At 70.9% G+C, this 23904-nt stretch carries 24 protein-coding genes and 1 pseudogene; 12 read left to right on the top strand and 13 right to left on the bottom strand.

What is annotated here, in order from left to right; genetic code table 11:
• Nucleotides 1-62 precede the first annotated feature (62 nt).
• The 6 genes from CP976_RS03240 to CP976_RS03215 form a co-directional block, all read right to left on the bottom strand.
• Nucleotides 63-1436 carry a metallophosphoesterase gene (locus CP976_RS03240; protein WP_229876716.1) on the bottom strand — a complete coding sequence of 458 codons (1374 nt, stop codon included), beginning with the start codon at nucleotides 1434-1436 and terminating at the stop codon, nucleotides 63-65.
• 495 nt (nucleotides 1437-1931) lie between these two features.
• The gene (locus tag CP976_RS03235) at nucleotides 1932-2474 is read right to left on the bottom strand and encodes an NAD(P)H-dependent oxidoreductase (RefSeq protein WP_150478915.1); all 543 of its coding nucleotides are present in this window, start codon (nucleotides 2472-2474) and stop codon (nucleotides 1932-1934) included.
• A 276-nt stretch (nucleotides 2475-2750) separates the two neighbouring features.
• Entirely contained in the window at nucleotides 2751-3233 is a 483-nt protein-coding gene (locus tag CP976_RS03230) for a nitroreductase family deazaflavin-dependent oxidoreductase (protein WP_150478914.1), read from the bottom strand.
• A 10-nt stretch (nucleotides 3234-3243) separates the two neighbouring features.
• Nucleotides 3244-4089: an SDR family oxidoreductase gene (locus CP976_RS03225; RefSeq protein ID WP_150478913.1), complete on the bottom strand. Its 846-nt coding sequence runs from the start codon at nucleotides 4087-4089 to the stop codon at nucleotides 3244-3246.
• 110 nt (nucleotides 4090-4199) lie between these two features.
• Nucleotides 4200-4964, bottom strand: a complete 765-nt coding sequence (locus tag CP976_RS03220; protein ID WP_150478912.1) for an SDR family NAD(P)-dependent oxidoreductase — start codon at nucleotides 4962-4964, stop codon at nucleotides 4200-4202.
• A gap of 153 nt (nucleotides 4965-5117) precedes the next feature.
• Entirely contained in the window at nucleotides 5118-5690 is a 573-nt protein-coding gene (locus CP976_RS03215) for an ester cyclase (RefSeq protein ID WP_167537261.1), read from the bottom strand.
• Nucleotides 5691-5906: 216 nt separating this feature from the next.
• Here CP976_RS03215 and CP976_RS03210 point away from each other — a divergent pair, with 216 nt between their 5' ends.
• Together CP976_RS03210 and CP976_RS03205 are read left to right on the top strand one after the other, a co-directional pair.
• Nucleotides 5907-6866: a helix-turn-helix domain-containing protein gene (locus tag CP976_RS03210; protein WP_150478910.1), complete on the top strand. Its 960-nt coding sequence runs from the start codon at nucleotides 5907-5909 to the stop codon at nucleotides 6864-6866.
• 116 nt (nucleotides 6867-6982) lie between these two features.
• The gene (locus tag CP976_RS03205) at nucleotides 6983-7702 is read left to right on the top strand and encodes a class I SAM-dependent methyltransferase (protein WP_150478909.1); all 720 of its coding nucleotides are present in this window, start codon (nucleotides 6983-6985) and stop codon (nucleotides 7700-7702) included.
• A 24-nt stretch (nucleotides 7703-7726) separates the two neighbouring features.
• Here the strand turns inward: CP976_RS03205 and CP976_RS03200 are convergent, their stop codons facing one another.
• Nucleotides 7727-8146 (bottom strand): (2Fe-2S) ferredoxin domain-containing protein, encoded by a 420-nt coding sequence (locus CP976_RS03200; protein ID WP_150478908.1) that lies wholly within the window; start codon nucleotides 8144-8146, stop codon nucleotides 7727-7729.
• Nucleotides 8143-10113 carry a heavy metal translocating P-type ATPase gene (locus CP976_RS03195; protein WP_150478907.1) on the bottom strand — a complete coding sequence of 657 codons (1971 nt, stop codon included), beginning with the start codon at nucleotides 10111-10113 and terminating at the stop codon, nucleotides 8143-8145. The genes CP976_RS03200 and CP976_RS03195 overlap by 4 nt, the downstream gene beginning before the upstream one ends.
• A 97-nt stretch (nucleotides 10114-10210) precedes the next feature.
• On the opposite strand from CP976_RS03195, the gene CP976_RS03190 reads away from it, so the two are divergent.
• Together CP976_RS03190 and CP976_RS43560 are read left to right on the top strand one after the other, a co-directional pair.
• Entirely contained in the window at nucleotides 10211-10603 is a 393-nt protein-coding gene (locus CP976_RS03190; protein WP_150478906.1) for an ArsR/SmtB family transcription factor, read from the top strand.
• A gap of 432 nt (nucleotides 10604-11035) precedes the next feature.
• Nucleotides 11036-11261: pseudogene (locus CP976_RS43560) on the top strand (transposase); the annotation flags it as partial.
• A 197-nt stretch (nucleotides 11262-11458) separates the two neighbouring features.
• On the opposite strand, the gene CP976_RS03175 reads toward CP976_RS43560, so the two are convergent.
• The 5 genes from CP976_RS03175 to CP976_RS03150 form a co-directional block, all read right to left on the bottom strand.
• Nucleotides 11459-12286, bottom strand: coding sequence for a class I SAM-dependent methyltransferase (locus CP976_RS03175; RefSeq protein WP_150478904.1), 828 nt, complete (start codon nucleotides 12284-12286; stop codon nucleotides 11459-11461).
• 344 nt (nucleotides 12287-12630) lie between these two features.
• Entirely contained in the window at nucleotides 12631-13113 is a 483-nt protein-coding gene (locus CP976_RS44615) for an ArsR/SmtB family transcription factor (RefSeq protein ID WP_398659150.1), read from the bottom strand.
• A 205-nt stretch (nucleotides 13114-13318) separates the two neighbouring features.
• Nucleotides 13319-13732, bottom strand: coding sequence for a hypothetical protein (locus CP976_RS03160; protein ID WP_150478903.1), 414 nt, complete (start codon nucleotides 13730-13732; stop codon nucleotides 13319-13321).
• Nucleotides 13729-14535, bottom strand: a complete 807-nt coding sequence (locus CP976_RS03155) for a class I SAM-dependent methyltransferase (protein WP_229876611.1) — start codon at nucleotides 14533-14535, stop codon at nucleotides 13729-13731. Before CP976_RS03155 ends, CP976_RS03160 begins: the two co-directional genes overlap by 4 nt.
• 133 nt (nucleotides 14536-14668) lie before the next feature.
• The gene (locus CP976_RS03150) at nucleotides 14669-15865 is read right to left on the bottom strand and encodes a hypothetical protein (protein ID WP_150478901.1); all 1197 of its coding nucleotides are present in this window, start codon (nucleotides 15863-15865) and stop codon (nucleotides 14669-14671) included.
• A 92-nt stretch (nucleotides 15866-15957) separates the two neighbouring features.
• On the opposite strand from CP976_RS03150, the gene CP976_RS03145 reads away from it, so the two are divergent.
• The 8 genes from CP976_RS03145 to CP976_RS03115 all read left to right on the top strand — a co-directional run bounded on the left by CP976_RS03145 (nucleotide 15958) and on the right by CP976_RS03115 (nucleotide 23898).
• Nucleotides 15958-16935, top strand: coding sequence for an ABC transporter substrate-binding protein (locus CP976_RS03145; RefSeq protein ID WP_150478900.1), 978 nt, complete (start codon nucleotides 15958-15960; stop codon nucleotides 16933-16935).
• A gap of 71 nt (nucleotides 16936-17006) precedes the next feature.
• The gene (locus tag CP976_RS03140) at nucleotides 17007-18089 is read left to right on the top strand and encodes a FecCD family ABC transporter permease (protein WP_229876612.1); all 1083 of its coding nucleotides are present in this window, start codon (nucleotides 17007-17009) and stop codon (nucleotides 18087-18089) included.
• The gene (locus CP976_RS03135; protein WP_150478899.1) at nucleotides 18086-19093 is read left to right on the top strand and encodes a FecCD family ABC transporter permease; all 1008 of its coding nucleotides are present in this window, start codon (nucleotides 18086-18088) and stop codon (nucleotides 19091-19093) included. The genes CP976_RS03140 and CP976_RS03135 overlap by 4 nt, the downstream gene beginning before the upstream one ends.
• Nucleotides 19094-19112: 19 nt before the next feature.
• Nucleotides 19113-19934 (top strand): ABC transporter ATP-binding protein, encoded by an 822-nt coding sequence (locus CP976_RS03130; RefSeq protein WP_150478898.1) that lies wholly within the window; start codon nucleotides 19113-19115, stop codon nucleotides 19932-19934.
• Between the two features lie 57 nt (nucleotides 19935-19991).
• Nucleotides 19992-20105 (top strand): streptamidine family RiPP, encoded by a 114-nt coding sequence (gene amiA, locus CP976_RS43555; protein ID WP_244403658.1) that lies wholly within the window; start codon nucleotides 19992-19994, stop codon nucleotides 20103-20105.
• A gap of 102 nt (nucleotides 20106-20207) precedes the next feature.
• Nucleotides 20208-21041 (top strand): hypothetical protein, encoded by an 834-nt coding sequence (locus tag CP976_RS03125; protein ID WP_150478897.1) that lies wholly within the window; start codon nucleotides 20208-20210, stop codon nucleotides 21039-21041.
• The gene (locus CP976_RS03120; RefSeq protein ID WP_150478896.1) at nucleotides 21038-22522 is read left to right on the top strand and encodes a CocE/NonD family hydrolase; all 1485 of its coding nucleotides are present in this window, start codon (nucleotides 21038-21040) and stop codon (nucleotides 22520-22522) included. Before CP976_RS03125 ends, CP976_RS03120 begins: the two co-directional genes overlap by 4 nt.
• On the top strand, nucleotides 22519-23898 hold the full coding sequence (locus CP976_RS03115; protein WP_150478895.1) for a YcaO-like family protein: 1380 nt from the start codon (nucleotides 22519-22521) through the stop codon (nucleotides 23896-23898). Before CP976_RS03120 ends, CP976_RS03115 begins: the two co-directional genes overlap by 4 nt.
• The last annotated feature ends 6 nt before the right edge of the window (nucleotides 23899-23904 follow it).

Genomic DNA, 23904 nt, shown 5'->3' with positions numbered 1-23904 from the left:
CTGTCGCCCTCAGCGCACGGGGCAGTGAGACCGGCGGATCAAGACACGAAGTCGCCGCGCAGTCAGGCCCGTTTCGAGGCGAGTTCGACAACGGTGATGTCCGAGGGTGCACCCACGCGGACGGGTGGGCCCCAGGCCCCGGCGCCGCGGCTGACGTAGAGCTGGGTGTCGCCGTAGCGTTCGAGTCCGGCGAGTGTCGGGTTCGTCAGGTCGGCGATGAGGTTGCCGGGCCACAGCTGGCCGCCGTGGGTGTGGCCGGAGAGCTGCAGGTCGACGCCGTGGCGGACGGCGTCGTGGATGACGATCGGCTGATGGGCGAGGAGGACGGCGGCGCGGGAGCGGTCGCGGTCGCCGAGGGCCCGGGTGAAGTCTGGCCCTTGTCCTTCATCGGTGCCGGCCAGGTCGTTGACGCCCGCCAGGTCGAAGCCGGGCAGTTCTGTGCGGGCGTTCTCCAACGGCCGCAGACCCAGGTCCCGTACTTTCTCGACCCACTGCTCGGCGCCGGAGAAGTACTCGTGGTTGCCGGTGACGAAGAACGCCCCGTGACGTGCCCGCAGCCCGGCGAGCGGTTCAGCGGCCGGGCTGAGGTCCTTCACGCTGCCGTCGACCAGATCACCGACGACGGCGATGAGGTCGGGCTGGGTGGCGTTGATCGTGTCGACGACATGCTGGGCGAAGTCGCGGCCCAGGACCGGGCCGAGGTGGATGTCGCTGACCACGGCGATCCGGAACCCGTGCGCGCTGCGCGGGAGTTTGGCCAACGGAACGGTGAGCCGCTTGACCTTGGGGCCGCGGAGCACGCCGTACGTGCCGTAGCCGACGGTGCCGACGGCGAGGGCCGCTGCGCTGCCGCCTATGACGCGGGAGACGAACAGGCGACGTGAGGGGCCCGCCGTTCCAGGGCGTGGCAAGGATCCGGGCTCCGGTGTGCGCGGGGGCTTTGCCACAGCGACAGTCGCCGCTGTTTCCGGGGTGGTGCCGGACAAGCCGTGCGCGGCCAGCGCCGACCGGGGCCCACCGGCGGCACGTTCCGTGTTCCGGTTTGTCGCAGACGCACTGGGCGAGGCTGGGACAGCCCCGACCACCGGGCGGGTCTCCTCGTGTGCCTCAATGCCCCTTCGTCGCGCGAGCAGGCGCCACAGCACAGGCCGGACGGCCTCGCCCGCGAGCAGTGCGAGCAGGAGGTAGAGGAACAGCACCATCCACAGGTATCCGGGCCAGGCAAAGATCTGTTGGAAGAGAAAGGGGGCTCTCGTCTCGGCCGCCAGGGCGGCAACGGTCAGCAGAGGACCGGCAACGAAGACACAGCTTCCGGCGCGCCGCAGGAGCGAGCCGGGACGTGTCGTGTCGCGTACGAGACGGCGCCAGGCATACCAGTGGAGCGCGCCGAACATCGCCAGCACGGCGCCCCAGACGAGGGTGATGACGATGACCACGGCTCAGCGCAGCCCTTCCTTACGACGTTAATGAAACGGATGGTTGCCCGCACCGGTCTATGACCGACCGTGTCTGGTCACCCACCTGCTCCACGGCATGAAGCCCCGCTGACGCCTTCTCGCGAGGGGGCGGTACGGATCGTGACGGACACGGTCCCGGAGGTTGCGGAGGACCTGGGCGTCAAAGAGACGACCCGGGCGAGCTGAGTCTCAAGAGCGACGCGGGCCGAGAGGGCTGCGCCGGAGGACCAGGACGTGTTGATCGCCCCGCTGACGACGGAGAACACGGCGAGCAAGATCGCCCCGGGGAGAAACCTGTTCGACCCGCACGTTCCATGATCGGTTGAACTGCGGCTTCTTACCAGGAAACCCTGCGGTTGCGCGGTCACTTCACCGGCCGCTCGAGGCTGATACGGCGAAGAGCGGCCGGAGACTGGTGTGACCCAGAACCACCGCGTCACCTTGGGAACAAGGGGCCGCAGTGGTGAGAGAGCGTCAGGCGGCGTAGGAGGCGAGCAGTTCGTTGTACTGCTTGGCGGCGGTGGCCAGGTCCTCGTCGGAGAGGCCGAAGGCGGTGCCGTACACCTTGACCATAGGCTGCTGGATGTCGAACTGGCACAGCCGCAGGGTCGCGTGCCAGTTGCTGAGGAGGGTCTCGATGGTGGCCTTGTTCGCGCCTTCGGGGGTGTAGTGCTCGCCGGGGACGCCGGTGGTGACGGCGACGACGGCCTTCTTGCCGGCCAACTGCGAGGCGGAGCCGTCCATGGTGAAGGCCCAGCCGAGGGTGAAGACCTTGTCCTGCCACTGCTTGAACAGCGGGGTGGTGTTGTACCAAAACACCGGGTGCTGGAAGACGATCACATCGTGGTCGGCCAGCAGCGCCTGCTCTGCGGCGACGTCGATCTGGAAGTCGGGGTAGGTGGCGTAGAGGTCGTGCACGGTGACATGCGGCAGATCGCGGACGGCGTCGACGAGCGCCGCGTTGGCCATCGACTGGGACAGGTCGGGGTGGCCGACGACAAGGAGAACCTTGGACATGGTCAGAAACCTTTTCAGTGATCAGGGAGAGGGTGAATGGACGCGGGTTGGTCGGTGTGACGGGTCAGGGAACTTCGCCGGGGCGTCAGTCCTTCGCGAAGTCCGGGCGCGGGCTGTTCCGGGGATGGGGGCGATGTCGTCGCCGCTGCGGTGTGCCACCAGTCGGCAGACCTTGGAAGTGGGGGTGTGTTGCTCAGGCGCGGGGTTGCCGTAGGCCAAAGCTGTGTTGTCAGTGACAGGCGGCTGGGATCGGTAGGCTGAACCGGCTGTGCCGGGTCAGTGCTCCTGGGCCGCCGGCTCCAGAACGAAGACTGGAATCTCTCGATCCGTGTTCCTCTGGTACTCGGCGTAGGGCGGGAACGCCTCGACGGCTCGGGCCCACCACATGGCCTTCTCGTCCCCGGTCACCTCGCGTGCCAGCATGTCCTGGCGCACTGGGCCGTCCTGGAGTTCGACTCGGGGGTCGGCCACGGCGTTGTGGTACCAGACCGGGTGCTTGGGGGCTCCTCCGGCGGAGGCGACCACGGCGTAGGAGCCGTCGTGCTCCACCCGAATGAGGGGAGACTTGCGGATCTTGCCGCTCTTGGCGCCCAGGGTGGTCAGGATGACGACGGGCACGTCCTCCAGTTTCTCGTCTTCTTCGCGTGTGACCAGGACACCCAGCGTCGTTCCTCGGGTGCCGCCGGAGCTTTCGTACAGCTCGACCTGGTCACGCACGAACTGCGCCGTGCTCGGCTCGTACTCACCTTTCAGTGGCATGGTGTCCCTCTCAGACGTGGGTGTCGTCGTAGGCGAGGTTGTCGCCCAGTTCGCGGGAGGCTTCGGCCTGGGCGAGGAGTTCCTTCGCCTTGGCCTCGACGGCCTCGATGGCGTCCGCACCGGCGACGAAGCGCTGCAGAGGCTTGTCCTGCCGGGCGATGGTGAGCAGGGCGCGGGCGAGCTTGGCGGGGTCGCCGGGCTGCTTGCCGTTCATGCTCTTCATGCCCTCGATCGTCGGGGCGGTGCGCGGGGCATAGTCCTCGATGGACAGCTCGGGCCAGACCGTGGAGCCGTCCACGAGGAGTTCGGTGCGGAAGAATCCAGGCTCCACGACCGTGGTGTGGATGTTGAACGGCTCGACGTCGTGGCGCAGGGACTCCATCCAGCCCTCTTCCGCGAACTTGGAGGCGGCGTAGGCGGAGGTGAACTCCATGCCGACCAGGCCCGCGGTCGAGGTGATGGTGATGACGTGGCCGGCGCGCTGCCGGCGCATGATCGGCAGGACGGCGCGGGTCACGTTCATCGGACCGAACAGGTTGGTCTCGAACTGCCGGCGCATCTGCGCGGGCGAGATCTCCTCGAAGTAGCCGGTGAACAGGTTCCCGGCGTTGTTGACCAGGACGTCGAGGCGGCCGAAGCGGTCGACGGCGGCCTGCGCTGCGGACTCGGCGTCCTCGGGGCTGGTGACGTCGAGCTTGGTGACCAGCAGGTTGTCCTGAGGTCCACCGAGGGTCTTCTCGACCTCGTCGGGGCGGCGGCCGGTGGCGACGACCTGGTGGCCGGCGGCGAGGGCCTCGCGGGCGATGTCCGTGCCCAGACCGCGTCCGGCACCGGTGACGAGAATGACCTTGCTCATGGGTTTCCTTTCAGGCGCCGTGCATCCGGCATCTGGTGTGTGCGGTGGTGATGGGTCGTGCGTTCCCGGCGGCCGACCAAGCGGGGAGGGATCGGGCGGGCCGGACGGCGTCAGGCTTGGTCGGTGGGCATGATCCACAGTTCGGCGATGGAGGCATGCCGGGGGCGTGTGACCATGTAGGTGACGCCGTCGGCGATGTCCTCGGGGGCGAGGATCTCGGTCGTGTCGAGGAAGGGCTGGATCATCTCGCCGTGGATCTCGGGCTTGTTGTGCGAGTCCAGTTCGGTGTTCACACCGCCCGGCTCCAGGACACCGACGCGCAGGTGCCGTTGGGTGACTTCCTGGCGCAGGGACTCGGTGAAGCCGTTCACACCGAACTTGGTGAGGTTGTAGACGCCGTAACCGTTCCAGGCCACGCGGCCCGCGATGGAGCTGATGTTGACGATGTCGGCGACCCGGCGCGTACCGTCCTCGGCGGCTTTGAGCAGGTGCGGGAGGGCGGCGCGGGTGGTGTAGAGCAGACCCTTCACGTTCACGGCGATCATGCGCTCCCACTCCTCGGCGTCCGCGCCGACGACGGGGCCCAGCAGCATCAGACCGGCGTTGTTGACCAGGATGTCCAGCCGACCGAAGTGCTCGACGGTCCGCTCGACAGCCGCCTCCGCCTGGGCGCGGTCGGTGATGTCGGCCTCCACCACCAGCGCGGTGCCACCGGCCTTCCCAATCTCGGCGGCGAGTGCGTCCAGACGGTCCTTGCGGCGGGCCACCAGGGCCACGGACGCACCGTGCTCGGCGAGTTGGCGGGCGGTGGCCTCGCCAATACCGCTGCTCGCACCGGTGACGAGAGCAACAGTGCCAGTCAGTTTCGATGCCATGGGGGGTGTCCTGTTTCCTTGGTTCTCTTCGTCGGTTCTCTGCATGTGCGGCACAGGGCCGGGGGGCGGGCCTGTGTGTGCCGTGGGCGCGGCGAGCGCCGGTCATCGCGTCGGCGTGGGGGCTGAATGCGGGTGCGGTACAGAGTTCCGCTGCTATGCGGCGGGGATGGCGCCCATCTGCCGGAGGATGCCGAGCATGTCGAGCTGGGCGCGCTCCTCGACGATCTTGCCGTGTGACAGGCGGTAGAAGGCCATGCTCTCCGAGCGGATCGCCTTGCCCGTGGCCTCGACCCCGGCGAAGGGTCCTTCGTGGGTGCCCGTCATGGTGTAGCGGACGGCCACGGTGTCGCCCTCGGCCCGCATGTCCTGCACCGTCCACTTGAGGTCGGGGAACGCCTTCAGGTTCGCCGCGACGATGCCGAGATAGGTGTCGCGGCCCTGCCACGTCTGGCCGCCGGAGTGCACGACGATGTCCGGGCTGACGAACTTGCTCGCCAGAGCAGGATCGCGACCGGGCAGGTACTCACTGGTGTAGCGCTCCATGATGCGCTTGTTCATCTGAGCGGTCCCGTGGTTCCAGGAGACCGATTCCGCCGTGACTCGAGACGGTGACCCGGAACCGGTGGTGCGGTCGGCCGTATCGGCCGCCACTCCCGATCCGAAGGCCGCGAGGCTGAGCGCTCCCAGCGCCGTGACTACGGCGGCCTGCTTGGTGTATCGACGCATGATCGTCCTTCTGACTCTGGTGATCACGGCGCCGACTGCGCCGCGAAGGGGACTGGAAAGCGGCGGAACAAGCGCCGCCGTATCCGGGACGTTCACACCGCCGTGGGGCGGTGCACCACCAACAAAACCGGCTGTCATGGGAGCGTGGGAGTCCCTGAGGAGGGGGTCACTGACAGGGACCCCCAACCCCGCGGAAGCGCTCGTAGAGTGGAGCCCATGGCAGGCAGAAAAGACCCCTACGGCACCAACCGCGACATCCGCGATGATTTCCGCGCAGAGATCCGGGAATTCCTGGGCACACGACGGGCCAAGGTCACCCCCGAACAGGCCGGACTGCCGACCTACGGCGGAGAGCGCCGACGCGTCACCGGGCTGCGCCGGGAGGAGGTCGCCCTGCTCGCGGGCATCTCCAGCGAGTACTACACCCGGCTGGAGCGCGGCAACGCCACCGGCGTCTCAGAAAGCGTCATCGAAGGCATCGCGCAAGCACTGCAGCTCGACGAAGCCGAACGAATCCACCTGCTCCACCTCCTGCGCGGCGCCGGCACGACCCGTCCGCCACGCCGCCGGCCCGCCCAGCAGCGCGTGCGGCCCGCAGTGCAGCGCGTCCTCGACTCGATGAGCGGTACACCCGCGTTCGTCCTCAGCGGGCGGGGGGACATCCTGGCCACCAACGACCTCGGGCGCGCCCTGTACTCCCCGGTCTACGCCGACCCTGTGCGCCCGCCCAACAACGCCAGGTTCGTCTTCCTCGACCCGCAAGCGACCGAGTTCTTCCGCGACTGGGACCAGGTGGCAGGCGACTGTGTCGCCATGCTGCGCGCCGAGGCCGGCCGCGATCTCTACGACCGGCGGCTGACCGACCTGATCGGTGAACTGTCCACCCGCAGCGAGGAGTTCCGTCACCGCTGGGCCGCCCACAACGTCCGCATCCACACCACCGGCGTGAAGCTCCTCCACCACCCGGTCGTCGGCGACCTCGACCTGCCCTTCGAGACCTTCCCGGTGGGCGACGACCCCAGCCAGGTCCTCCTCACCTACACCGCCGAGCCCGCCTCACCCACGCAGGACGCCCTGAACCTGCTGGCCAGCTGGTCCGCGGCCAACGACGACATCGAGCGGTCCACGCCCGCCGACGATTCCGAGCCGGCCGACTCGACCGAGACACCCGACTGATCGGTTGAAACGGCAGCCGCTGGCAGCCAGAGCGGTTCCGGAGGAGGTCGCGAAGAAGCTCGCTACCGTGCCGGAGGAGCTGGGCGCCATAGCCAGAGTCGACCGGAATCTCCGGCATGGTCGGCAGACAGGCCGCCAGCCGGTCCAGACTGCTGCAGTGCCTGCATGTTCCCGTCCAGCAGACGCCCGGCCATCGGCTGGGTCGACTTACGCCGCCCGGCCTTGCAGAGATCGGCCCAGGCACAGGGGTCTTCACCGAGACACTGCTGGAGCTGCTCGGGCCGGACGGCGAGATCTTCGCGATCGAGCCGACGCGCATCATGCGCGCCGCCCTGGTCACGCGGTTGTCCCGCATACCGGCAGCTGCGGACACAGTGACCGTGCTGCCCGAGGACGCCCTGGAAGCCGAGGTGGACATCCCGCTGGACGCCGTGGTGCTGTTCAACATCATCATGCACTTCTCGCCGGAGCAGCGGGCTCGGCTCTGGCGCAAGTGGGCCGCTGCGCTCCGGCCCGGCGGCCTGCTCATCATGGAGTCGCAGCACCCCCAGACGGCGACCGCCATCCCGCCGTCGGTGATCCCCGGCGGCACGCTGGGACGGCACCGCTACGACACCCTCGCGCGCGCCGACGTCGTGGGCGAGGACCTGATCCGCTGGGTGATGACCTACCGGACCTGGCGCGGCGACGCCCTGATCCAGGAAGAGACCACAGAGTTCGACTGCCATGTCATCTCCGACGAGACGCTGGCCGCCGAGCTGTCGGCGGTGGGGCTCGAACCTTTGCCGGCCGCGCCCGAAGGCATCCAGACATGGCGGCGTCCGCAGGCCCTGTGAGCCTCTTCCTGAGGGTCCCGTACGTCAGCCCTCCACCTGCCCGCGCACGCGGCGGGAGGGAGCGAAGCCGTACAGGTCGAGGATGCCGGGCGGGTCGGCGAGCCCGGGTCCGCCCTGTTCGATCCAGGTGGTGATGTCGGCTGTGGCGTCGGGGTCGTTGACCAGGCCGAGCCACACGGGCCGGCCGCCTGCCGCGCGGCCGGCGGGTGAGGGCTGCACGACGACGACGTTGGCGTGCTCGCAGGCGTCCAGGCAGTCGGTGACTCGGACGGTGGCGGTGCCATCGAGTGCCCGGCGAAGGCCGCGCAGCTGGGCCGCGTGGTCGAAGCCGGGGATCTTCGGGGTGCCGCAGCAGCAGCCCCGGCACACGGTGACCGTGCACCGCGCCGCCCCGGCGGACGTGGGGGAGGGGGCGGCGGCAGTGCGGCGGGAGCGCTTGCTCACGCGATGTCCTTTCCGGGGTTGGTCCAGGCGGCCTCGCGCAGCAGGCGCAGGCCGTTGAGGCCGACGATGACGGTGGAGCCCTCGTGCCCGGCGACGCCGAGCGGCAGCGGCAGCGTCCCGATCAGGTCCCAGGCGACCAGTACGGCGATGAACGCCCCGGCGATGGCCAGGTTCTGGATCACCAGGCGGCGGGCGGTGCGGGACAGCCGTACGACGGCGGGGATGGTGGCGAGTTCGTCACGCACGACGACGGCGTCGGCGGTCTCCAGGGCGAGGTCGGAGCCGGCCTTGCCCATGGCGATGCCGGTGTGTGCGGCGGCCAGGGCCGGGGCGTCGTTCACACCGTCGCCGACGACCAGAACCTTCCGGCCTTCCTGCTCCCAGGCGCGGACGGCGGCCACCTTGTCCTCCGGGAGCAGTCCGGCGCGGACGTCGGTGATGCCGACCTCGGCGGCCAGCTGCCGCGCGGCGCGTTCGTTGTCGCCGGTCAGCAGGGTCGGGGCACGGCCGGTCAGGGCGGTGAGCGCGGCGATGGTGGCGGCGGCATCGGGCCGCAGCCGGTCGGTGATACCCAGCGCACCGGCCGGTTCCCCGTCGATCAGAATCACCACGGCGGTACGCCCGGCGTCCTCCAGCCGTTGGACGACGGCATCCGCCGGGCCGGCGCCGGCGGGCACGAGCCGGTCCGGGGAGCCGACCTGGACGGTGCGGCCCTCGACGGTGGCCGTGACGCCGTGGCCCGGCACGGAGGTGAAGCCGTCCGCGTCCGCGAGGGTAAGCCGGCTTTCGCGGGCGGCGTCGACGACGGCGCGGGCCAGCGGGTGCTCGCTGGGGTGCTCGGCGGCCGCCGCGAAGGCCAGCAGCTGGTTCTCGCTCAGGCCGCTGCCGGTCAGCGGGCGGATGTCGGTGACGCGGGGCGTGCCTTCGGTGAGGGTGCCGGTCTTGTCGAGGGCGACGGTGTCGATCTGGCCGAGGCGTTCCATGGCGACGGCGGACTTCGCGAGCACGCCGTGGCGTCCGGCGTTGGCGATGGCCGACAGCAGTGGCGGCATCGTGGACAGCACCACCGCGCACGGCGACGCCACGATCATGAAGGTCATCGCGCGCAGCAGTGCCGACTGCAACTCGTCGCCGAAGAGCAGCGGAACGGCGAAGACCGCCAGGGTGGCAGCGACCATGCCGACCGAGTAGCGCTGCTCGATCTTCTCGATGAACAGCTGGGTCGGCGCCTTGGTCTCGGAGGCTTCCTCGACCATCTTCACGATCCGGGCGATCACCGAGTCCGACGGATCCCGCTCCACCCGCACCCGCAGGGCGCCGGTGCCGTTGACCGTGCCGGCGAACACCTCGTCGCCCGCCTCCTTGGTCACCGGCAGCGGCTCGCCGGTGATGGTGGCCTGGTCCACCTCGCTCGCGCCGGCCACGACCCGGCCGTCCGCGCCGACCCGCTCACCGGGCCGCACCAGGATCACGTCCCCGACCGCCAACTGCTCGGCGGGCACGCTCTCCTCGCGGCCGTCGGGCAGCAGCCGGGTCGCGGTGGAGGGAGCCAGGTCGAGCAGGCCGCGCACCGAGTCCGCGGTCCGGGCGGTCGCCACCGCCTCCAGAGCGCCGGAGGTGGCGAAGATGACGATCAGCAGCGCGCCGTCCAGGACCTGGCCGATGGCGGCGGCGCCGAGCGCGGCGACCACCATCAGCAGATCCACGTCCAGAGTCTTGTCCTTCAGGGCCTTCAGGCCTTCCCAGCCCGGCTCCCAGCCGCCGCTGACATAGACGGCGGCATACAGCGGACCCCACAGCCACACCGGGGCGCCGAGCAGATGCAGCGGCAGTGCGATCAGGAACAGGACCAGGGCAGCCAGCGCCCAGCGGGCTTCGGGCAGCGCCAGGAGCCGGGTGCGCCGCCGCGGCGGGGACCCGGCGGCTCGGTGCCCCGGCGCAGCGGGAGCGGTCAGCGTGGAAGTCATCAGACGGGTGCCTTCGAGGGGACGGGGGTTCCGACATCTCCACCGTACAGGAACATCTGAACAGCTATTCATGCGTTCATTCCCGTACGATGGCCGCATGGGCCATGGACAGAAACCCCCCGCGAGCGACTCCGCCACCCCGCGCACCCGGCTGACGCCGGAGAACGCGCCGAAGGTCGCCGAGACCCTCCAGGCCCTCGCCACCCCCTCACGGCTGCTGATCCTGGCCCGCCTGCGCGAAGGCCCCTGCGCGGCCACGGAGCTCGCCGACGCCGTCGGCATGGAACAGTCCGCCTGCTCGCACCAGTTGCGCGTGCTGCGCAACCTCGGCCTGGTCACCGGCACCCGCCGGGGCCGCTCCGTCGTCTACGCCCTGCACGACAACCACGTCGCCGGACTCCTCGACCAGGCCCTCCACCACATCGAGCACCTGCACCTGGGTCTCACCGACGAGCCCGAGGAAGAGCCCGTGCCGGTCGCGATCCCCTGACGGCCCGCTGCGCGGGCAGCCTTCGTAGACGCGCGTCTCCTTAGCCTCGGCGGCGAGCGGACGGGTCACGTTTGGCGGTATGACCGTGGTTCTGAACACGGCCCCGGCGCCGACGGCAACTGTCACAGGGCGCTGCAGGCCGGAGCCCGCAGCCAGGGCGATTCGGTTGGATCACTCCCGCAGGCCGACATTGTCGTCGATGATGTCCAGGTGACTAACCGCGTCAGCCTTCTGATCTCGGCCTTCGGCGTCCTTGTCAGCACCCTGCTGCTCACCTTTGCCGTTCGTGAGTACCGTTCTGGGGCGTCGGCTCTCTGGATCGGGGCTGGAGCTGTGATCTTCGTCAGTGCCTCGTATGCGTTCGTGCGGGACGTGCGGCGGCTCTGCTCGGGACCGACGGCCTGACAAGCAACCCCCTATCAGACACGGCCCAAAAGGGGGATCCACGCGGGCTTCTCGCCGGTCGACCGTGGCTGGGCCGGCTCGAAGCACCATCTAATCACCGACGGGCACGGCACCCCGCTGGCGGTCCTGCTGACCGGAGGCAACCGCAATGACGTCATCTGCTGCCGCTGCTCGACGCGATCCCACCGGTCTCGGCCGGGTCGGGCGTCCGCGCCGGAAGCCGGACTTGCTGTTCGCCGGCCGAGGTTATGACCAAGCTGGTACCCCTGATCGGTCGGGATCGGTCCCATTGAGGGCTCCCTCTGATCGCTCGAACACTGATCGAGTCGACGGTGCCGCGCCAGTCCACTTCGCCGACGGCGCCGAACCGATGCAGGAGTGCGCCGTGCCGCTTGGCCCGCACCACCCGTCACAGAGGTGTCGGATGCGGACTGAGATCGGTCGGCGCTGTCAGGGCAGCCGGAGCAGGTTCAGCCGGTAATCCTCGACCTGGGGAAGTCGCTGGGTGGCGAGGCCGCTGAGCATCTCCTGGACAGGGGCCGGGAGTTCGTCGTACATCGGGGCAGGAAGGCTGCTGAACGTGCAGGAGGCCAGTACTTCGACTCCCGGTCGCCACTCGGCGAGCTGTAGTGGATCGGCGCAGCTCCACTGCATCCGGGCGTCGACCTTGCCCAGCGCGTCCGGCTGGTCCTGGGTGTCGAAGTGGCCGGGGCCGGAGGTGTCGAGGGCCAGTAGGGAGCCGGGGAAGTGGTCGGCGAGCAGGCCGATGACGTTCCGGACGTCCATCTCGTGGAGGTAGGGCAGGACGGCTTCGGCGGTGAAAAGGTAGGGGCCGCCGGAGTGTGCGGCGACGGTGTCCGCCCATGCCTCGTCCGTCACCGACGCGGCGATCATCGTGCGGCGCGGGGTGTCGGTGAAGAAGTCACGGCGCAGCTCGATCACGTCGGGCAGGTCGAGGTCGAACCAGCGAGCCCGGCCGTTGTCGGCGCGTTCATAGCGGGTGTTCAGGCCGGCACCGATCTCCACCACAGTTCCGGCGGGATGTTCGGCGAGGAAGTCCGCCACCCAGCGATCGAACAGGCTCGTGCGCAGGACGGTGCCGAGCAGCATCGGCAGGCCGTCGAAGCGGGCGAAGTCGTAGTCGATCGCCGCGACGAGCCTCTCGGCGACGGAGTCGCGAAGGACCGCTTCCTGCTTGCGGTTCTCCACCGCCCGGCCGTAGAGCGGGATCAGCAGGGTTTCCTGGATCGTGCCCAGGCGTACGTCGCGCTCGGTCATGACCGCCTCCACAGTCCTGCGTGTGTGCGACGACGCTATATGAAAATGGGATCCATTAACAGGAGTTCGGGTGCCGCAGTGTTGTGACGGCGCCCGAACTATTCCTGTGTGTGCCGGATGGCGTCCAGCACGATGTGGGCGATGTGTTCCCCGAGGGCGGTGACCAGCTCGTGGACGTACTTTCCGCCTCCGGGCAACTCGCGCACGATCCCCACGCGGACGGGGGAGGCCAGTGCCTCAGTAGGTCAATCACGACCTCCAGGACGCGTGTTGGCTTATCCGCCGGAGCTGTCGAAGGGGGAGGAGTCAGAGGAGTCATTGGCGCATGCATGCATTAGCGAGTGTCAATGGGTGGTGTGGTCTGCACTCGCGCACTCGTCGACGTGACCCGCGTGCGCCTTGTGGAGGTGGCCGTCGTGCGCGTAGTCGATGTGGTCGCCGTGGTGTTGGTCTTGTGGTGCTCCTCGTGCTCTCCGTTGCCTGAGGCTCCCGCCCCCGCAGGCCGTGCGTGGCCACATTGGCATGTGGCAATTCACGCATGTGTCGCTCGAAGTCGACCCACTGAGCCACAGTTGCTCTCGTGGATCGGAGCGGTCGCTGGCCACGAAGTCCCGCACGCCGAGCCGCAGGTGCTCGATGTGGTGGACCGCCTGGTCGAGAAGCTGTGCCACGTGGTCGTCGTAGAGGCGGTAGACGATGCGGCGGCCGTCGCGCTGCCCGGCGACCAGGCCCAGGGCGCGCAGCAGCCGCAGCTGGTGGGAGGCCGCGGACTGCTCCATCCCGACAGTTGTCGTGAGTTCGGTGACCGAGCAGGCGGACTGGCGCAGGGAAATGAGGATGAGCAGGCGGGAGGGTGTCGCCAGCGCCTGGAGCGTGGCGGCGACCGAGACGGCGTTGACTCGTCAAGGTGGGCGGCCGCGATGACGTCGCGGCCGTGCAGCACCTCCTCCGCATGTGTGCTCCCTTATGCCCCATGGCGTGGACCACTGAGTCCGTGGTCCTGGGGGTTGTGGCGACGGGTGTCCGATGCTGCTACTGCCCCGAGCGTCGCGACGGACGCACGGCCAACAGGCGGCGCGGCGGGCGGCGCCCTTGATGCAGGCCCTCCGCCAGCCAGGTCGCCAGAGCGTCAGCCTGCTCCGGATCAGTGAGCGGGCCGAAGGCCAGAGAGGGACCGAGCGGCGTGCGGTCCTGGGCGCACGGCTGGACCACCACGCGGTGACCCGCGCGCGGCACCTGGTTGCCCTCGTGGTGCGGACAATGCAGATGCCGGCCCAGGCAGCCGGTGGCGACGAGCAGCCCGAACGGCACCCGCCGGGTGGCGCCGCGCAGTGCTTCGAGGACACGGCCGTCCGCCGCGCCGCAACCGCCCTCGGCCCGGCAGATCGCGGCCGTGAAGCCCTCGGCGGCCTGCCGGGCGGCGGTGTGATGCGGCCCCCGGGTCATGCCACAGCCGTCCCGGTCAGGATCCGGGCATCGAGATCCGTCACCGACGCCGCCTCCAGCGCTGCGGTGAAGTGGGCGCGGACGCGTTCCACCGCGGCGGGCGCCAGCCCGTCGAGCAGGGCGCGTGTACCACTGCCCACCGCCAGGTCCCAGGCGGTAGCGGGGGTCAGCGGCACGGCGAGGTCCCGGCGGACGACCCGGGGGCTGCGCAGGCCGAGGCTCTCCAGCCAGGCGGCGAGCGCGTCGGCGGTGTCGATCCGGGCCAGTTGGTCCGACTGCGACGACCCCGGCCACTCGCGCTCCGTCTCGACCGCGCTCTTGAAAGCCTGCCCCCAGCCGCCGAGCGCCCCCTTCTCCCATACGGTCACCGCGAGCCGGCCACCCGGCCGCAGGAGCCCTGCAAGCCTGGCGGTGTCACGGTCCATGTCGGGGAAGAAGAACACGCCCAGCGCGCACTGCACCAGGTCGTAGCCGCCGTCCGGCGCCACCCATGCCGTCACGTCGTGCTCGTGGAAACGCAGGTTCGCCAGGCCCTCCTGCCCTGCGCGCCACTCGCCGAGCGCTACGAGGGCCCCGGCGACGTCCACCGCGTCGACCAGCCCGTCACGGTCGACCGCACGGGCTGCAGGCAGTGCAGACGCTCCGGCACCACAGCAGGCGTCGAGTACCCGCTCGCCATGGCCCGGAGCCGACACCTCCACCGTGGCCTGCCCGACCTGGTCCCACAGCAGCGGCGACCAGCGGTGGAACTCCTCGGCCCCGGCGCTGAACACCTCGCCGATGGTGGCCTGTTGTGCGGTCACGTCAACTCCCATGCACAGCGAAACGGTTGTCGTTATCGACAAGCTACTTGCTGCGGCTCCCCGGTGAACACCCTCGGACGGTGAGACCGCGACAAGCACCGACCGCCCCACCCCGCCTGTCGGTGATGGATTGTCACCGGCCCACGGGATCCCCCTGGGCGCCGTCGTGCCGCGTGCGCAGCATGGCGTGGCCGCCGTGGTGCAAGGGGGTACTCAGCTTCAAGTGGGCTGCTTCGCAGGCCGTTCGGGCGTAGAAGACGTGAACCTCGCCGTGGCCACCACGGGTCACGGCGACCCAGTCCGTGCCGGGTGAGGCGGCCACCGCGCGGCGCTGGACGCCCTCCCAGGGGGTGCCGCCGCGGCGGGGGGCGCCGTCCATTGGGGGGAGGGGGGTGCGGTGTACGGCTGCGTCGGCGTCCAGCAGGATCAGTTCGTCGCCGTCGGGGTGGATGCGGGTGAACGCGGTGTGGTCCTTGGCCAGGGCCAGCCGGAAGACCAGTCCTGGACCGAGTTCCGTCACGGTCGTGCGGTCTGTTTGCAGGTCGTGGCGCCATGCTTGATTCGTCCACTCCGGCCATCGCAGTGGGTCCGCGGGGCCGCCCCGCAGGGTCGACCACAGGGTCCGTCGTCGCGGGTCGAGACGCAGGTACCAGCCCCGGGCGGGTGAACCCCACGGGATCGCCGGCTCCGGAACGAGGGCGTCGCCCTCGCGGCGCGCCCGGCGCACCCCCTCGCCCGTGGCCGCGAACACGCGACCGCTGTACGGATCTTGGGCATCGCCGTGCCCGTCGTCCGGCAGAGGGAGGTGGGTGTGGGGCGTGACCGGTGGGCAGCCGGGCGGTGCGTCGAGCAGGTCGGCGAACCGGTGAACGGCCAGCGCGCCGGGTTCCCGGTGCCGCAGGACGGCCAAGGGGGCGCCGCCGCCCAGTACCGTCACCCCCGGCTCGCCCGCGCGCGTCCGCACCCGGGCCGCGTCTCCCGTGGCCAGGTCGACGACCGTGAGCACATCCGACCACGGTTCGCTGTTCTTGCCCAGGCCTGTCGTGACGGCCGCCCACCGGCCGGAAGGGTCACAGGCGAGGTGCTCGGCCGGCACGGCGACCGGAACAGCGGCCTCAACCAGCTCACGGCCGAAGGGGTCGAGGACCAGCAGCTCGCCCCTGCGGTCGTCGACGCACGCCGCCCGCCCCCTCGGCAGTGCCAGAAAGCCGGCGTGCTCGGAAAGGTGACGGCCGGTGAGGCGGTGCACCTCGACGCCGTCCGGCACGGTCAGTACGTGGACGGATCCCCCGACATGGTCGGAGACGAGCAGCAGCGGGCCGTCGTGCATCGAGAGCCTCCAGCGAGAAAAGGGGTCTGATGAAAACGATTATCATGTATTGTCGACGCGTTCCGGAGCCATGAGAAGAAGCGAGGGCATCGATGCTGCGCTCACCGTCGAAATCCGTCCGCAGTTGGATCACCGCAGCCGTAGTGGGGTCCGTGCTGGTCGGATGCGGAGCGTCCACCGAACCCGCGGGCGACGATGCCGCCGCGGCCGGTACGAAGACCGACGTCACCGTGGAACCCATCAAGTCGACAAGGGAATTGACCGACGCGAACGGCTTCAAGGTCTCCCTGAAGAAGGAACCGCAGCGGATCGTCTGCCTGTTCGCGCTCTGCGACGACATCCTGACCGAGCTGGGCATCGTCCCCACGGCCACGAACAGTGCCCTCCTCGCCCATCCGGACTTCCTGGGTGAGGAGAAGGCGAAGAAGGTCGACATCATCCCCGGCGGTTTCATCGCTCCCGAGGTGGAGGCGATCCTCTCCCACAAGCCCGATCTCGTGATCGGTCTGGAGGACACGCACGGCAAGCTCGCCCCGGCCCTGAAGGACGCCACCACGTTCTGGCCCATGCAGCCCGAGACGTGGCAGGACAGCGTGGGGTACCTGCGCAATGTCGCCGCCCTCACCGGACGCGCCGCACAGGGCGAGAAGGCCGAGAAGACCTTCCGCACCAAGCTCGCCGAGGCCGAGAAGAACAAGAGCGACAAGACCGCGCTCGTCATCTACGGCAGCGACGAGAACTTCGGTGTCGCCACCCCGGGGACGGACGTGGCCGCCGGGCTGTTCCCGAAGATCGCCGACTACCCCTGGAAGTCCCGTGGCGTCGAGGGGAGTTACAGCCTCGAAGAGATCCTCGCCCGCGACGTGGACGTGCTGTTCGTGGAGACGATCGCCTTCGGCGAGGCCGACGGAAAGCTGTCGGAGAAGCTGGCGAAGAACCCGCTGTGGGAGAAGATCCCGGCCGTCAAGAACGGGGACGTCCACGAGGTGAACTCCGAGGTGTGGGCCAAGGGGCGAGGCACCCGCTCGCTGGGCATCGTCCTCGACGAGGCCACGGCCGCCCTGCGGTGAGCGCACGCACCGCGACAGAAAGCGCGGTAGATACGGCGATCTCGGGCAGGCGATTTCCGCGATCCGGCACGATGTGGCAATTTGCCGTGCTCATCGGGCTGTTGGTCGCGGCGTCCGCTTGCGCGCTGAGCCTGGGCACGCCGTACGTCCCGCTGCACCGGCTGCCCGGTGTACTGCTGGACGCGGACGCCACGCTCGCCGGGGTCGTCGTCACCGAACTCCGCGTGCCCCGGCTGGTGCTGGCGCTGGTCGCCGGTGCCTGCCTGGGCGCGGCAGGGCTCGTGCTGCAGGAGGCGCTGCGCAATCCCCTGGCGGTCCCCGAGATGCTGGGCGTGTCCTCCGGGGCCGCGCTGGGAGTGGCCGCGCCACTGGTGCTGGCCGTGTCCATCCCCGCCGCCGTCCAGCCGTTGCTGGCCATCGGCGGGGCAGCACTCGGCGGTGCGCTCACGCTGCTCGCCGCCGGACTGGGACGCAGCCCGTCCGCCGTACTGCTGACCGGAGCCGCGGTCGCCGCCGCGTTGCAGGCCGCGCTGCTCGTGCTGATGGTGATGGCCGACCAGCTCGACCTCCAGTTGATCTACCGCTACCTGCTCGGCTCACTCTCCGCCCGTACCTGGGACGACGTCACCGGCCTGTGGCCCTGGCTGCTGGTCGCCATGCCCGCGCTCGTGCTGTGCGCGCCAGTGCTGTCGGTGCTGCGGCTGGGGGACGAGGACGCCGAGGCGCTGGGGGTGCGCGCACAGCGGGCCCGGTTCGCCGCACTGGCCATCGCCATTGTGCTGATCGCGCCGGTGACGGCCGTGTGCGGGCCCGTGGCGTGGGTCGGCTTCCTCGCCCCGCACTTGGCGCGGCGGCTGAACCCGGCGGTCGACGCGGTGCGTTGGCTGCCGTGGTCGGCGGGGTGGGGTGCCGTCGTGGTGGCCGTCGCCGACCTGCCGGCCCGGCTCGCGCTGGCGCCCGTGGAGACGCCGGCCGGTGCCTGGACGGCCCTCTTCGGCGTGCCCGTCGGCGTCGCCCTGCTCCGGTCGGGCAAGCGGAGGCCGACGGCGCGACGACGACCGACGGCGGGGCCCGAGGCACCCACGTCGTCGGGCGCGGACGAGCGGGGGAGTGGTCCTGAAGTCGTGTCGACCAAAATGGGGGAGTCCCGGTGAGCCGGCGTTTCGCGGTGTTCGCCGCGCTCGTCGTCGTGTGCGCCTGCGCCGAGTTGGCGGCTGGGCGGGGCATGTCCCCGGCCGTGCTCTGGGATGTCCTCGGCGGGGGCGGAGACGCGACGGAGCGGCACATCGTGTTCCAGCTCCGCCTGCCCCGGCTGTTGGTGGCTCTGGGCGCGGGGGCGTGCCTGGGCGTGGCGGGTCTGGTCCTGCAGTCCGCCCTGCGCAACCCCCTCGCCGGGCCGGAGGTCACCGGGGTGACGCCGGGCGCCGTACTCGGGGCCGTCACCGCGAGCGGTCTCGGGCTCGCGGGGTGGGAATCGCCCCTCGCCGTCGTGGTGTCCGCGTGCGTGGGCGGCTTCGTCGGGGCCGGTCTGCTCTGGCTGCTCGCCGGGCGTGGCCGGGGCGACCCCGCGCAGACGGCCGTGCACGGGGTGCTCGTCTCGGCGGTGCTCGGCGGGCTCACGGCCATGGTGCTGCTCGTGGCGCCGGGTGAGCTGGGCAGTGTGGTCCAGTGGCTCGTCGGCACGACCGAGGGCCGTGTATGGCAGCACTGGCACCTGCTGTGGCCGTGGGCGCTCGCCTGGGGTGCCGTGGCGTGGCTGATGGCCGGGCCGCTGACCCTGCTGCGCTGCGGTGATGACATCGCCGGTGCCGCCGGGCTGTCCGCCGCTCGGGCCCGGACCCTCGCCCTGGTGTGCGCCGTGGCGCTGACGGCGGGTGCGGTGGCCGCGGTGGGGGCGCTGGGTTTCGTCGGACTGCTCGTGCCGCACCTCGCCCTGGCCGTGTTCGGTGCGGACCTGCGGATGACGCTGCCCGGGGCCGCCCTCGTGGGTGCGGCCGTGGTGTGCGGGGCGGACGCGGCGGCGCAGCTGGTGTCGCAGCTGCTGGCGGTCGCGCTGGACTCCGGGCGGCTCACGCTCCCGGTCGGGGCGCTCACCGCGTGCGTGGGTGCCGGGTTGCTGCTGGTCGTCGTACGCCGTACGCCGAGCCGAACGTTCTGATGTCGACGAAGGACAGAGCATGACCGAACCCGTGGGGATCAGTGTCGAGGGAGTCCACTTCGGCTACCCCGGCCGACCCGTGCTGCGCGGCGTCGACGTGACCGTCGAACCGGGCGAACTGACCGCCCTCATCGGCCTCAACGGCTGCGGCAAGTCGACCCTGTTGCGGCTGGCCGCCGGGCTCCTGCAACCGGACGAGGGGCGCGTGCTGCTGGGCGGTGACGACCTGGCCCGGCTCACCCGGCGCTCCACCGCCCGGCGGGTCGCGCTGCTGCACCAGTCGGCCCCTGCCGTCCCCGGCATGACCGTCCGGCACCTCGTGCGGCAGGGGCGGTACGCGGCGCGCGGGCCCCTCGGCATGCTGCGCGAGGGCGACGACCCCGTCGTACGGCGTGCGTTGCGAGACGTCGGCGTGGAGCAGTGGGCCGAACGTGACGTCGACGCCCTGTCCGGGGGTGAGCGGCAGCGGGTGCGGCTCGCCATGGCGCTCGCCCAGGACACCCGCGTCCTGCTGCTCGACGAGCCGACCACCTATCTGGACCTGCACCACCAGCTCGACGTGCTGCAGACCGTGGTCCGGCTGCGCGAGGAGCGGGGCCTCACCGTGGTGATGGTGCTTCACGACCTGGCTCACGCAGCCCGGTTCGCCGAGCGGATCGTCGCCCTGCGGGACGGCTTGGTGGTGGCCGACGGGACGCCGAAAGAGGTCGTCACGCCCGGGCTGCTGGCGGACGTCCTCAAGGTGGCGGGGCGGGTCGGCCGTGACCCCGAGGGCGGCTGGCCGGTGTGTTACCCGGATCACCCTCTCCCAGATCTAGAATATGAAAATCGTATTCATTAGAGTTCTCGTGCGGCGCTCAACAGAACGCTGCACCTCCCTTGTGATGAAGGAGAGTTCATGGACAACGAGCAGATCTTCGCGCCCATCGTCGACCCGGGTCAGCTGGCTCACGACTCGGCCTCCCACTCCAACGCGCTCGTCGAGAACCCCTTCGACGACACCGAGGAGTAAGCGAGAGCAAGCGGGGGTCCAGACCCTCGACCGTGGGCTCGCCCGTCACCTGACGGGCGGGCCCACGCCCTGCCAAGGCCCCTTTCCCGACAGGAGGACTGAGTGTCGCGCAGCCAGCTCGCATCCGGTGTCGAGGTCGTCGCCGTACCCGGGCGGGGGCTCGCCGTCCGCACGGCCGACGGGGAGTTCCTCAGCGTACGGACGGGCGACGCGGACGAGGGTGCCCTCCTCTCCCGGCTCTCCGGCTCGGCCGCCGACGAGCCGGATGCCGAACTCGACCGGATTCTGGGGGCCTTCGAGAGTGCCGGATACATGGCGGACGGGTTGCGGCGCGCGCCCTGGCCCGTCGAGCGCCGGGACATCCGGCTGCTGGGTGATACCGGGCTGACCGAGCCGCTGGCGGAGCTTCTCCGCGCCTCGGGCGCCGACCCCCGACCCGCCGCTCCTGACGACCTGGCCGATTCTCTGGCCCGGGAAGAGCCCGCAGCTGTGGTGTGGTGCCTCGACGGCCCCGTTCCCGAAGGGCTGTGGGAGGCGGCCGACCGGTTGCCGGAGCGTGGCATCGCCTGGCTGCGCTGTCACCGGGAGGGTTGGCAGGCGTACGTGGAGCCGCTCGCGGCCGCGGCCGGGGACGTCACCTCGGCGCACGTCCGTGCCCGTCGGCTCGCCGCCACGCCCGCGCACCGTGAGCTGGCCGCCTACTGGAACGGGCCTCGCGCGTCCGGCACGCCCGTCGACCTCACGGCCCCCGCGTCCGGGTTGCTCGCCGCCCTGCTCGCCGACGACCTCGCCCGGTGGGCCACCGATGCCCCCGACACCGGCGGGCTGCCCGCCCGGCGTCGGCTCCGATGCGTCGACCTGCGCACGCTGACCGTCACCGAGCACCCCGTTCTGCCCGTCCCCGACGTCTCCCCGATGCCGGGGAAGAACGGATGACCCTGGTCACCATGGTCGTCGAGGGCCTTGCCACCGACGCCCGACTCCCGGACGGGGACGGGCCCTTCCCGGCCGTCCTCATCCGCACGCCCTACGACCGGCGCCGCCACCACGCCGAGCTGCGCGGGTGGGCCCGGCGCGGGTTCGCCGCCCTGGTCCAGGACGTACGCGGCCGGCACGCGTCGCCGGGGGAGTGGCACCCGTACGAGAACGAGGCCGCCGACGGAGCGGCGACCGTCCGCTGGATCCGTCAGCAGCCCTGGAGCGACGGGCGCCTCGTGGCGGTCGGCGCCTCCTACGCCGCTCACTGCGCACTCGTCCTCGCGCTCGACGCGCCCGAGGATTCCCGCCCCGACGCCGTCATCGCCGCGGTACCCGCCCTGGGCATCGCCGAGACGGCTCGTGAACCCTCGGGCGTCGAACGACTGTTGGCCCGTGCCGGGTGGTGGGCGGCCCATGGTGACCGGCACGACTCCGACGAGGAGGCCCTGGCGAAGGCCCTCGCCGCAGAGCCCGACCTACTCGCCCACCTGCCGCTGAGCGACCTCCCCCGGCGGCTCGGCCGAAGCCTTCCCTCCTGGCCGGGCTTGTGGCGGCACCGCGAGCGCGGCCGCTTCTGCTCCCGCGCGGAGCATGCCGGTGTGCCCCTGCTCGCGGTGGGCGGCCACCACGACCACTTCACCGAAGACACCGTCACGCTGTGGCGCGGCTGGGGTGGGCCCTCGGCACGGCTGCTGATGGGCCCGTGGGGTCACCGTCTCGCCGCCGGACCCGGCCCCGACGCCTGGCAGGCACACCGGATCAACCTCGGCGAGCTGTATACGCGCTGGGCCCGCCTCGCCCTCACCGGGGACCTCGAGCCCGGGCACCGTGGCGCGATCGGGCTGGGCGGCAGCCCCCTGTGGCTGCCCGTGGGCGCGGAGGGCGAGCCACGCACTCAGCGCCTGCAACTGCTGCACGGAGCGTCCTTCACGGCCGATCCCGAACGCCCCGTGTCATCCGAGGGCTTGACCATTCCCGCAGACGGCGGCACCCCTGACCGCTGCCTGCTCGTCACTCCGCCGCTGCCCCGCCCGCTGGACGTCCTCGGCACCGCAGAGGTGGCCCTGCGCGCCACCGCCGACACACAGTCCGCCGACTGGGTCGCCCGGCTCGTCGCGATCAGCCCCACAGGGGCGGCCGAGCGGCTCGCCGTCGGCACCGTCCGGCGGGAGGATCCCCCGGGGCAGGCCGCAGAGATCACCGTGGCGCTCGGCCGGCTCGCACGACGGCTGTCCGCGGGCACCCGGCTCCGCCTGGAGATCGCCGGGCACCACTTCCCCGCCCACGCCCGCAACCCCCACACCGGCGACGACCCGGTCACGGCCACCCGGCTGCTCGCCTCCCGGCGAGAGGTCGACCCCGGGACTGTGGCGCTTCGCCTGCCCGTGCTCCCCACCCGCCCCGCCCCCACCGACCCCGTACAGGAGATCCTGCGATGACGGCGCTGCCGCTGGAAGCCCTGGTCGACCCTGTCTGCGGCATCGTCCGCAAGGTCAAGCCCGTCGAGCACCCCGTGGGCGCGCCACCCCGCTACACCGCGCTCACCGCTGAGATAGCCGACGCCCGCAGGCTCGGCCTGTGGCCCGCCGACCGGGTGTCGCTCGGCACCACCTTCGGTGACCCCGAGGGCGCCCGCATCGCCGCCATAGCGGAAGGAATCGAGCGGTACTGCGGCAACCGCGTACCGCCCCCCGGCCACCCCGACGCCCCACTGCGCGCCACCGCCGCCGAGCTGACCGGGAGGGGCCTGCGGCTGTACGGACCGGGCGAGCTGCCGGCTTACGCCGACTGGCAATACGCCCGCGAGAAGTTCCCCTACCGCCCCCTCACGCCCGACACCCCGTCCCTGTGGACGCGCGGCGAGGAACGGCTGCCCGGCGGGGAGCGGGCCGAGGTCTGGGCACCCGTCGCGCTCACGCACCTGAACTGGCGTCAGGGAGAGCTGCGTTCACTGCCCCGAACCCATCACCTGAACTACGCGGGGATCGCCACCGGACAGGGCCTGGACGACGCGATCGAGCGCGGACTGCTGGAGATCGTCGAACGCGACGCCCTCGAACTGTGGTGGCACCTCGACGGCCCGACCCGCGGCATCGACCCGGCCAGTGTGCCCGGCCTCACCGACGACCTCGCCGGATCCGGGCTCGACGTCCACCTCGTCGAGATGCCCTCGGAGTTCGCCCCCTGCATGGCCGCGCTCGTCCACGACCCCCGGCTCGGCCTCTACGCCGCCGGGTTCGCGTGCAAGTACGACCCGGCCGAGGCCGCCCGCAAGGCCGTGCTCGAGGCCGTCCACACCTGGGTGTTCACCCAGGGGCTCACCGATCCCGACGGCTGGGTCTTCCAGGCCGTCGAGGCCGGACTCCTCGCCCGCGGCCTCTACCTGGACCACCGCGAGGACCGCCGCTACCTCGACGCGTGCGGCGAACACTTCGAGCACGTACGGGACCTGGGCGCACACGTCCAGGTCTGGCTGGATGAACGGATGGCCCCCGAGGCTCGGAGATTCACCGAACCCGCGCACGGCATCATGCCTGTCGACGCGGTCGAGCCCGGCAGCCGGGACCGGCTGGAGCGCGCCCTCCACGACCGCGGCCACCGCATCATGACGTTCGACCTCACCACTGAGGACGTGGCCGAGACACCGCTGCGCGTCGCCCGCGTCCTCGTCTCCGGACTCATTCCGAACGCCCCGGCCGCCTTCGGCTACTTCGGCAGCCCGCGCCTCGCCGACATCGCCACCGGCCGCGGCTGGCGTACGACCGCACCGAGCGCGCCGGAGGACTTCACCCTGGCTCCTCCACCTCACATGTGAGGGCGG

This window comes from Streptomyces coeruleorubidus (assembly GCF_008705135.1).
In the GTDB taxonomy this organism is placed as follows: Bacteria; Actinomycetota; Actinomycetes; order Streptomycetales; family Streptomycetaceae; genus Streptomyces; species Streptomyces coeruleofuscus.
The sequence above is the reverse complement of the archived record's forward strand: the minus strand, read 5'-3'. Positions and strand labels throughout refer to the sequence as shown.